At 43.7% G+C, this 10,404-nt stretch carries 9 protein-coding genes; 5 read left to right on the top strand and 4 right to left on the bottom strand.

Going from position 1 to position 10,404, the window contains the following annotated elements:
- Nucleotides 1-23: 23 nt before the first annotated feature.
- A complete protein-coding gene (locus tag DVG78_RS21735) occupies nucleotides 24-1,127 on the bottom strand; it encodes a FecR family protein (RefSeq protein WP_114463139.1) in 1,104 nt (367 codons plus the stop codon).
- Between the two features lie 189 nt (nucleotides 1,128-1,316).
- Nucleotides 1,317-1,925 (bottom strand): RNA polymerase sigma factor, encoded by a 609-nt coding sequence (locus DVG78_RS21740; RefSeq protein ID WP_114463140.1) that lies wholly within the window; start codon nucleotides 1,923-1,925, stop codon nucleotides 1,317-1,319.
- A 375-nt stretch (nucleotides 1,926-2,300) separates the two neighbouring features.
- On the opposite strand from DVG78_RS21740, the gene DVG78_RS21745 reads away from it, so the two are divergent.
- The 4 genes from DVG78_RS21745 to DVG78_RS21760 all read left to right on the top strand — a co-directional run bounded on the left by DVG78_RS21745 (nucleotide 2,301) and on the right by DVG78_RS21760 (nucleotide 7,089).
- Nucleotides 2,301-3,032, top strand: a complete 732-nt coding sequence (locus tag DVG78_RS21745) for a hypothetical protein (protein ID WP_114463141.1) — start codon at nucleotides 2,301-2,303, stop codon at nucleotides 3,030-3,032.
- A 99-nt stretch (nucleotides 3,033-3,131) separates the two neighbouring features.
- Nucleotides 3,132-3,638 (top strand): DUF2911 domain-containing protein, encoded by a 507-nt coding sequence (locus tag DVG78_RS21750; protein WP_114463142.1) that lies wholly within the window; start codon nucleotides 3,132-3,134, stop codon nucleotides 3,636-3,638.
- Between the two features lie 233 nt (nucleotides 3,639-3,871).
- A complete protein-coding gene (locus DVG78_RS21755) occupies nucleotides 3,872-4,807 on the top strand; it encodes a sugar phosphate isomerase/epimerase family protein (protein WP_114463154.1) in 936 nt (311 codons plus the stop codon).
- Between the two features lie 224 nt (nucleotides 4,808-5,031).
- Nucleotides 5,032-7,089 carry a BatA domain-containing protein gene (locus DVG78_RS21760; protein ID WP_114463143.1) on the top strand — a complete coding sequence of 686 codons (2,058 nt, stop codon included), beginning with the start codon at nucleotides 5,032-5,034 and terminating at the stop codon, nucleotides 7,087-7,089.
- Between the two features lie 102 nt (nucleotides 7,090-7,191).
- Here the strand turns inward: DVG78_RS21760 and DVG78_RS21765 are convergent, their stop codons facing one another.
- On the bottom strand, nucleotides 7,192-8,436 hold the full coding sequence (locus DVG78_RS21765) for a hypothetical protein (RefSeq protein WP_114463144.1): 1,245 nt from the start codon (nucleotides 8,434-8,436) through the stop codon (nucleotides 7,192-7,194).
- Between the two features lie 58 nt (nucleotides 8,437-8,494).
- Complete coding sequence (locus tag DVG78_RS21770; RefSeq protein WP_114463145.1) at nucleotides 8,495-8,833, bottom strand: potassium transporter KefB; 339 nt, start codon at nucleotides 8,831-8,833, stop codon at nucleotides 8,495-8,497.
- A gap of 273 nt (nucleotides 8,834-9,106) precedes the next feature.
- Between DVG78_RS21770 and DVG78_RS21775 the strand changes: the two genes are divergently transcribed.
- Entirely contained in the window at nucleotides 9,107-9,952 is an 846-nt protein-coding gene (locus DVG78_RS21775; protein WP_114463146.1) for an MBL fold metallo-hydrolase, read from the top strand.
- Nucleotides 9,953-10,404: the final 452 nt, after the last annotated feature.

A 10,404-nucleotide genomic window follows, 5' to 3' on the forward strand; every position in this document is an offset into this window, starting at 1 on the left:
TTGTTAATTTAGGGTTTGAATAATCAGTTGTTGGAACACCCCTTGCTGTAAATGACAATCTGAGCGTTGGCTACCTCGTAGCGAGCGTCGATGGCCTTACAAATCAGGTCAAGCTGTTCATAAAAGGATTCATCCGTAAATTCTGCGCTTATTTCGCAACCTTTCAACACCGCTGGGTCGTGCACGATGGTCACACCATAAGCGTTGGAAAGTTTCTCAAAAGCTTCATTAACGGGGGTATTAATAAAGGTAAAAGTTGATTTCTGTTCTTCTGGGGCAATCACTGGCGCTGGCAAACCAACCAGTGTTTTGGTCATGTTGAGCGCCTTACGGTCAAACACCACTTGCTGATTGGGCGTCAGAATCAGCCCCGTGAGTGCGGGAGTGTTGGTTTCAGCATTGGCATCTTTTGCCGAGAATACCGACACTTTACCCGTTTTGACGATTACTTCCACTTTCGCGTCTTTGTCAAATGCCCGAACGGTAAAACTAGTGCCGAGTACTTTGGTAACCAATTCATTGGCGTACACCAAAAAAGGACGCTTAGGGTTTTTGGTTACGTTAAAAAAGGCTGCGCCGCTCAGATTTACGGTGCGTTGGGATGTGACGAAGGTCTTTGGGTAACTCAGCCGACTTTTTGGGTACAGTGTTACCAGACTTCCGTCGGGGAGGGTGATTATTTTTTGCGCGGTGCCTTTATTGTCAATTTCTACCAATTGTTCTCCCCACTCACTTTTACGAAGTTCGTAGGCGGCGGGAGAAGTCAGATTGGTTTTTAATACAGTGTAGAGGAACCCGACTAAGCCGATGACAATCACGGCGGCTACGGCCTGTTTCCAGTAGGTTATTCGATTAAGCAACGGGATAAAAGTAATTTCTTTGGGGCTTCTGGCTTCAGAAAGTCGGTTTAATTCGATTTTTATTTCATCTTCGGTCACTAACTCGTGGGCTTGGTGCATGGAGTGGATAAATTGTTGGGCTATGGTCACGTTTTCAGCCTGCCCAGGATTTTGTTTTATCCACTCCACCCAAAAATCGTGGTCAGTTGGGGTATTTTTTAACACCCAACGCCGAAACGAATCGTCAAGGATAAAGTCAGAGGTAGTATAGTTTGTGTAATCTTTCATTGATTTAATTTTATCTTTTCTGGGTGTGTTGTATGGAAATAGTATTTACCAAAGAAGGAATACCCTTTTTTGGGGATTTTTTTTTGAATTATTTTTTCGACCGCCATAAAAATAGCGCTTTGGCGATTTTTAAAAACGACAACTGGTTGATTGATAGGGAGAAAGATTGTAGTTGCTCAACTTAAACGTTTAGGCAAAACACAAAGAAAATAATATTGGTAGCAGGACAAGAAGAATAAAGGAGGGGAGGAAGTGTTTCATTTGGGACAGGGCACGGTACAGAAAATTGGCAACGGTTTGCCGTTCGATGTCCATAATTTGGGCAATCTCTTCGTTGGAAAGTCCTTCATAAAACTTCAAGAAAACAACTTCCTGTTGGCGCGGTGGAAGTTGCTCAATGGCTCGACGAATGTTTTGAGCTTGTTCGTTGAGCAGCTCGGCCGCAATGAGTTCTCGCTCAATGGTCATCTCATCCGTTAAGCCTTCCTTGTCCCATTCATCGGTTTCTCCCAGTGATTTCTCCTGACGTAATTTTCGCAACAGGTTATTACGTAGGGCTTTAACAAGATAGATGGTTACGTAGGGGGTTTCTACGAGTTTTTCGCGGCGTTCCCACAATTCAAGAAAAAGATCCTGAATGCAGTCTTTAATAACATCCCTATTTTTGGTGAAGCGTGTGGCGTAGTTGAAAAGTAACCGATAACGCAGCTCTGCCAGCTTGTCAAATGCCCGCTCATCCCCGCTTTGAAAGCGGCGCCAAAGCTGCGCTAAAACGGGTTCGTCGGGCGGGATGGGCATAAATGTGAACGGGAGTAGTGGTACAATATTAACAGACTGATTAAAATAATAGAAACATTCGAATAGAAAATTATCTTTTGTTTTTGAAAAAGCCCAGGAGGTTGAAGAAACGATAAAATTACTGCACTCATGAAGGATAAATTTTAACTTTCTGGTATAACTTTGTGTTATTCCGTTGTTGCCAATAAAAGCCTGATAATTAAATGCTGAGGATGAAGGAATTAAGGAGAGGGTAAATTTTGTAGATTCAATCTTATTTCCGCACTTTAAGGGTATTGCGCTTGCTTTCTCCGCCCATTATTGGTACTGATAATTGATTTTTTGTTATAAAACATCTTGTTTTCGGTACAATAAATTCATTTTTTATTTCAACAAATGGAAAAGACACTCTACGTCGCGTCGCTGTTTTTCCTGTGTTTTTGGACGAAAGCACAGGAAAACAAACCGTATAACTACTTTGTGCAAGAGTCAAAAATTGTCGATTCTGGCAACACCATTGAGGTCAATAAAAAAGGAGATACCGTTTTTGTTGCGCATTACAAAAGGCAAGATTTGATTAACACCAGTAATCAGGATTTTATCAAAACCTACAAAGGCACACCTTTTTTTAAGAATGGTTGGTACCGTGGTAAAGTCCAAACGGGCACTGGAATGGAATGGGAGTTTGTGATGGCCTATAATATTCAGAAAGAGGAGATTTATTTATCCAACAACCCCAATATGGAAGCCACTGTCATGAAACCCGTCTCTTTTACGATGGAAGGCCATACGTTTAGACAGTACAAAAATCAATATTACGAGGTTATTTACGAAGGAGGGAGTCAGATTTGGAAAGAATATGGGTGTTCGTTGATTTTTAGTAACTCAAGTCAGCGAACGGGCTACGAAGCCGAGGGGGGCGATGAATACGATGGTGAGTTTTTGAAAACGGTGAAATATTACTTGAAAGAAGGGGATAGACTGCGGGAAATTCCTTCTAAAAATCGACTTTTTAAACTGTTTGGCTCAAAATCCAATGACGTAAAAAACTACGCAAAAACAGAAGGGCTCAATCTTTCCAAAGAAATTAACTTGGTCTCCTTATTTAGATATTACGATTCTTTGTAAGAAAATATCCTGAAAAAAATGTGTTTTTTTCGCTAGTTTACAACTTTTCAAACCTAAAAACGTTTCATTGTAAGTTCATTAAACAAATAACAAACAAACATGAGAAATTCAATTTTTGCCTTATTCCTTTCGCTTATTGCGCTTAATTTTGCCTGTAGTCAAAATCCCCCTAAAAGCCCGCTCATTACGGTAGATGGTAAAGACGTGAAAGTGGTCTTTGGACAGCCTTCCAAGCGCGGTCGGGTTATTTTTGGGGCTGAAGGTAGCCAAAGCCTTGAAAAATACGGCAAAGTATGGCGTACCGGTGCCAACGAAGCAACCGTGATTACCTTTAAAAAAGATGGACAATTTGGTGGCAAACCCGTAAAAGCGGGTGACTACGGATTGTTTTCAATTCCTGGGGAAAAAGAATGGGTTGTCATCCTCAACAGTGAGCCAAAACAATGGGGAGCCTATAACTATAAGCAAGATAAAGATGTGTTGCGCATCACCGTGCCAACCATTGCTTTGAAAGAACCCGTGGAAAAACTGAATTTTGAAGTAAAAGACAACGCCTTGATTTTCATGTGGGATACGTCGAGCTTCTCGGTGCCGCTGAAATTTTAGTGACCTGCTAAAAATATTTTGTAAAGCCTGACCCTAGGGTCGGGCTTTTTTTATGGGAAGGAAAAATAAACAATAATTTATCAAACCGAGTGACAACATTCATGTAGCCGGTGCCCCTTTCTGATTTGAAGCGAAAAGGATTTTTGAGAAACAACGACAAAAACGCCCGACGGACTGTTAAATTTCGACTTAAAAAGCCTTTTCCTACCAAACCTCTTATTTTGTTAACCCTTATGTCTGTCCTAAACCGTCGTCAAACCCTTGCCGTTCTGGCTTCCACCGCTGGAGCGGGTCTATTGCCTGAGACTGCCACCGCCGCCGTTGCAAAAAAACCTGCGTTCATTCCTTGCCTCAATATGAGTACAATTCGGGGGCAAAAATTGGGATTTGTCAAAGAATTGGAAACGGCCTCAAAGGCAGGTTTCCGTTCGGTAGAAATCTGGATGGATACCCTCCAAAACTTTATAAAAGAAGGAAATACACCCGCTCAGGCCCGAAAAATAGCGGGAGATTTGGGCATAACCATTGAAAATGCCATTGGTTTTGCCCCTTGGATTGTGGATGACGAAGCTGCCCGCGCCAAAGGCCTCGCCCAACTTAAAACAGAAATGGAACTGTTGGCGGAAGTGGGCTGTATGCGCGTAGCCACGCCCTCCGTAGGTGCTCAAACGCCACAATCGTCCAAAATAGATTTACAAAAAGCCGCCGAGCGCTACCGCGCTATTCTCGAAATCAGCGACCAAACCAAGGTGATTCCGCACTTGGAACTGTGGGGCTTTTCGAAAAACCTGAACAAATTGAGCGAAGTGATGTACGTAGCGACCGAAAGTGGCCACCCGTCGGCGCGTTTGTTATTGGATGTGTACCATTTATACAAAGGCGGTTCCAGCCTTGACACGCTGAAATTGGTGGGAAAACCAGGCGTTGAAATTTTCCACATCAACGATTACCCCGCTTCGTTGCCCCGTGAGACCATCGTCGATGCCGACCGCATTTATCCGGGCGATGGTGTGGCGCCCATTGCCCAAATCCTAAAAACAATCAAAAATCCAGAGCGTCCGATTGTGCTTTCGTTGGAGGTTTTCAACAAAACATACTATGCACAGGACGCACTCGTCGTGGCTAAAACGGGATTGGATAAAATCAATAAAGTCATTGCGGGGATTTAGGATTTTTTGCGCCGTGGCGTCGGGTTCTCAAAGCCGACGCCACGGTTTATACTTTTTTATCCCAAAAATAATCGTAATTTGGAAGATAATACGGATTGGCGTTTAGAGCACAAACGTTTTGCACGATATTTGCGTTAGTTATATATTTAAAATTAACGTATGCTCCGGCTGCTAATTTTAAGTCATGCCGTGACTATATAACACCGATAATACCCAAAACCCGAATGCAGTTTCTTTTTCCGACCTTTTTATGGAGTTTGTTGGCGGTAGGCATTCCCATTGCCATCCATTTGTTCAACTTCCGCCGCACTCGGCGCGTTTTTTTCTCCAATGTCTCGCTTTTGAAAAACGTCGAAATGGAAACGAGTTCGTTTCGACGCCTGAAACAATACCTCATACTGGCCACCCGGGTTTTGGCCATCTCCGCCTTGGTTTTTGCGTTTGCCCAGCCTTATTTGCCCAGCAAAAACAAAGCGGGAACCAACGCTCAAAGCGTAACTAGTGCCTACATCGACAATTCGTTTTCGATGCAAAATGAGGACAATAATCAGCGGTATCTGGACATAGCCACGGGAAAATTAGACCAATTGCTGACGCTTTTTCGTAACGCAACGCGCCTGCAACTGATTACCAATGATTTCAGCCCCGAAGAGCAGCAATTGACGACCACCGACCGCATCAAAGACCGCTTGACGACCCTGAAATTGGCCCATACTCCGCGCAATTTTGCGAGCATTTACAAACGTCAGGCCAATTTATTGGGGCGGTACGCGGGTAGCGGAAAAAATCAGTTGTTCTGGTTCTCTGATTTTCAAAAAAGCACCGCTGGCGACCTGTCAAATCTTAAGGTAGACTCGCTTAATCGGCTGTATATCATACCTGTACAAACGACTGCCTCCCAAAATGTGTATGTTGATTCGGTATGGCTCAATACGCCTTTTGTGCGGGAGTTTCAGAACAATGTGCTGTATGTGCGCGTGAGCAATGCAGGCAATGACGACGTGCAGAATCTGGTCGTAAAGCTGTATTTAGACGATGTTCAGGTGTCCACTGCTCCTGTCAATTTAGCTCCTAAAGGAGCCGCTACCACGGCTTTTAACTTCAACGTTCGGGGAAAAGGCTTTAAACGTGGTCGGGTTACCTTCGACGATTTGCCGATTACGTTTGACAACGAATACTTTTTTGTGCTCAATGCCTCGCCGCTCATTCGGGTCCTCCACGTGGCAGGCCAGCCTAATCCCGCCCGTTCGGTAGAGAAGGTATTTGCCAACGATAGTTTGTTTACCCTGCGGACTGTCAGCGCCAACAACGCCGATATTGGCCTTTTGAAACAGTCTGATTTGGTGATTCTGGAAAGTGTAGAGCGCGTTGAAGGTGCGATGCGCAGCGAAATTGAAAATTTTGCCAAGCGCGGCGGAAGCGTATTGGTGATTCCGCCTTCCAACCCCGATATAGTTTCGTACGGCGGGTTTTTGTCGTCGTTGGGTGTGGGTGGATTGCAGGAACGGCCTTCCGACGAAGCCATCCCTTTGGCCAATCCTGAAAGGGGAAGCCCTTTTTTTAGTGATGTTTTTGAACAATCGGTTCGGCAAGAAAATCTCGAATTGCCCGTTTCAAAGCCCGTTTGGCAGTGGCAACCCGGCGGGGCAAAATTGCTTTCCTTACGCAGTGGTGACGTATTTTTGAGCCAGTCGGCCATTCAGCGCGGTAAAGTCTACGTGATGGCCAACCCTTTGTCGGAGTCATTTGGGAGTTTTGCCCAAAATGCCTTGTTTGTGCCAGTGATGTACAAGATTGCGGCGCAGAGCGTACGTGAGCAGCGTACCGCCTATTCTTTCGACGAAAATACCGTCTTGCTTACGGTGCCTGAATCATCCCAAAACACCGTTTTTAAACTCAAAAAGGACAAAATTGAGTTAATTCCCGTTCAACGACTCAATGGTAATCAATTGACGTTGGAGTTACCCAAAAGCAACCAATTGAATGCCAATCAGGATTTGGATGCGGGCTATTATGAACTTCAGAAAGACGGCCAAACGGTTCAACTGTTGGCTTTTAATCACGATAATTTGGAATCACAGTTGGATTATTATACCCCCGCCGAACTACGCAAACTGTTTGCCAATCAGCCCAATGTGCAGGTTTTTGACAATGTAGGCGATGGCGATTTTGTGAAAGAATTTCAAAAACAAAACCTCGGTGTCAGCCTTTGGAGTTATTTCCTTTGGGCCGCGCTGCTCTTCTTATTGCTGGAAATTCTGGTGATTCGGTTTGTAAAGTAGAGGTTTCAGTCTAATTTCATCTACGTATTAAAATTTCACCCTTACCCTTTGATAACCAAAGTGTAAGGGTGAGAAATAAATTCAAATATGCACCTCATTCCTTTATTTAAAACCGAAGATTAACGGAAAGATAAAGGTCACAATAATCGTCCATAAGACATAAATTGGCAGATAAAACGCCATGGTTTTGCCAACTTCGTTGAGGTTGGCTTTCTTCGAAAATACCTTGTAGAGCTGCGCAGTAACCAGCAACAGATTGATGAGTATCAGCACATTACTACCCAAAACTGCAGCCCTATTTGGTGTGATTCCCCATTCTGAAATCCTGAACAGGATGGCCGATAGTGCAATGCCATTCACAATGATAGTTACCACGGATAACAGAAAAAGCACCAGAATTTCTGCCTTACTTTTGGTGGCCGTCGAGGTTTCGGCAACTGAAAAGAAAATGATGGCCATCACGCCAATTAATAACGCATTGAAAATCAATAAAAACTCCCGGTCGTTATAAGGGTCTTTGCCCGAATAAACCATTGCAACCAGATAAATGACCAGCATCACCAAGACCAAGGGACTGAAAATTTTAGCAATTACGGGCGAAACTTTTCCTACCAATTGGGGATTGGTCTGGGTAAGGTAGGTGCCAATAATTGGGGCAGTGGGTAGCCCGAAGAAAACAACATTTTCAAAATAAAACTTTTCAATATTGATGCCAATCAGCTGGAAAAGGCCAATGGTAATAGCGGTCATGATGCCGCCTGAGATTAGGATGAGGGTGGTCATTACTACCAAATCGCCGTTGTATTTTAAATAGCTAAGACGTTTCTCATCGTTATTGCGTGCCTCACCCACAAAAGCAAAACTTAATATTGACCAAAGAAATAATAGTAAATGAATACATGATAACACCAATGTATCGCTTTGCTTAACATTGGGAAGGGAGTTGATAAAAATCAAACCCACGAGGGTGGTGCCAACGATAAAAGCGATTTTAGGGGTTGATAATTTATTCTTCCAAGCAAAGTACGCCGACAGCGCAGGAAAAATGACAAAACCGACGTTTCTGGAAAAGAAAAACTCTTCGTCAATGGATAAAAATGCGGGTAGCTTAGCGATAAGACCTGCAACCAGCGCCGCAATTATCACAAACTGTAATTCTCCGCGAGTACCCCAGTTAATCTCGTCAGTTTCGTAATTCAGTCTTTCATTCCAGAAATCAGCGAGTGAGTTGCCTTTAAGTTCTGGATATAAGGCACTAAACGCTCGCTTAAAATTCACCTTATTGGTTCGGTACAACTTTTCGAGTTGCCCAGGGTCGTTCAAATGGGTCAGTATTTCGGCTTTCATGAGTATATATTTTTAAAATTTTTGGTCAAAATCATTCATTCAAATGCGTGAAAGTGGCCTAATCCCACAATGTGCCGTCCAATCCTAACACAACCCCAATCCACAGCACAAAGAGGAATCCAATCAGGCTCAATAGGTATGTCAATAGCTTTGACCAATTGCCCCGCTGACGCTGATAATCCATGAAGAAGAAAAAAGCTCCCCCCATGGCACCCGCCAACGGAACGATAATCAGTGGTCTAAGCATCCATAGCTTTCCCCATGCTGGGTTAGGCTCGCTGACTCCAAGCAGATAGATGGTAATTAGGGTGAGGGCAATCCCTGCACCCAGCAACATGGGTTTCACCAAAGATGCGGGATGGATGGGCGGCGTTGTTAGGAGGTTTCTCTTGGTCATGGTAAATGGTTTTTTGGTAGTGTATTTTGGATGCAAAGTAGTGCTGTATGGATAAAAGTACTTTGTAATGCAAAGTAAATGATTTATAAAAATAATATCCAAATGAATGACCGTTTTTTTTTATTGGCAAGGCTACTATTAAACATAGGTTGAGGCGGCTAGTCGAGAGCTGGATTTCGCCTAATTTAAGTTGAAAGAGATATTTTTAGCCAAAAAACAGTAAAGTTGCCTGCCTAACCCGTTTATTAAAAATAACCAAATTCCGTTGAGCCTATGTCCCTGATTGCCGCTTTCCAAAAAGACGAAGTTCTTCTTCACAATATTCAGCAGCACCGCCAAAATACCGAAGGCTTCCGAATTTGGTGGTTGGGCCAAAGCGGATTTCTGATTCAGTGGCAAAACAAACACTTGCTTTTTGACCCTTATTTGTCGGATGCCTTGTCGGTAAAATACGCCGCAACCGATAAACCCCACACGCGCATGAGTGAACGGGCCATTGACCCTGCGTTGCTTACCATGATTGATGTAGTGACTTCTTCGCACAACCACACCGACCATTTGGATGCCGAGACGCTCATCCCACTGTTTGCCGCTAATCCTGATCTTCAATTCGTGATTCCTGAAGCAAATCGCGCGTTTGTAGGCGAGCGTCTGAAGTGCGCGGTGGATTGGCCAATTGGATTGAATGACGGCGAAAGCGTCGTCGTGGGTGGATTTAAAATCTACGGCGTTCCAGCAGCACACAACGCCTTGGAGCGCGACGCCGAAGGTCGTTGCAAATTCATGGGATTTGTGGCCGAGTTTGGTGGTTATCGGGTGTATCACTCGGGCGACACGCTCTGGTACGATGGCATCGTAGACGTATTGAAGCCTTTTGCGGTTGATGTGGCTTTTTTACCCATCAACGGTAATAAGCCCGAACGGCGCGTGGCGGGAAATCTTTCGGCCGAAGAAGCCGCGCGTTTGGGCGTGGAAATTGGCGCAAAACTCGTTATTCCGCACCATTATGATCTGTTTACGTTCAACACCGAAGACCCGCAGGAGTTTATAAAACAAGCACAATTATACGGCACGCCGCATCGAGTCTTGAATATTGGGGAAGGGGTGAGGGTTGAATAGTTTGGATTGGCGAAGGGGGGGCTTTTTATATGTGGTCAGAGGCCTGAAAATAGTCGTCACTCGCGGGACGCGAGCGACTGCGGGAGTGAAACCGAAATTGTTTGACATTGTCAGGAAAAAAAGATTTCATATCAATTAAAATCGCAAATTTGGTTGTTGATTTAATACCCTCTTTAAATTTCTATTGTACATCATTCGATAAGTTTTCCTTTATTTATAAAATTTAAACTTTTATTTGTTCTGAATATATACCTTTCAGCCACCCTTTGGGATACCTTTCTTAACCTTGGTCTGTGTCTCCATAGATTTTTTTGTAAAAAAGGTACAGGGCTTTCTCATAAAACTCTTTGTTGTGTCATAAATAGCATTAACGCGTTAAAATTATCGGCGAATTGATCAATCTGAGCAGCCATATTCTTTGCTTTTGTCCTTTTTAACAAATTGATAGTCAG

The organism is Runella aurantiaca (genome assembly GCF_003339505.1).
GTDB lineage: Bacteria > Bacteroidota > Bacteroidia > Cytophagales > Spirosomataceae > Runella > Runella aurantiaca.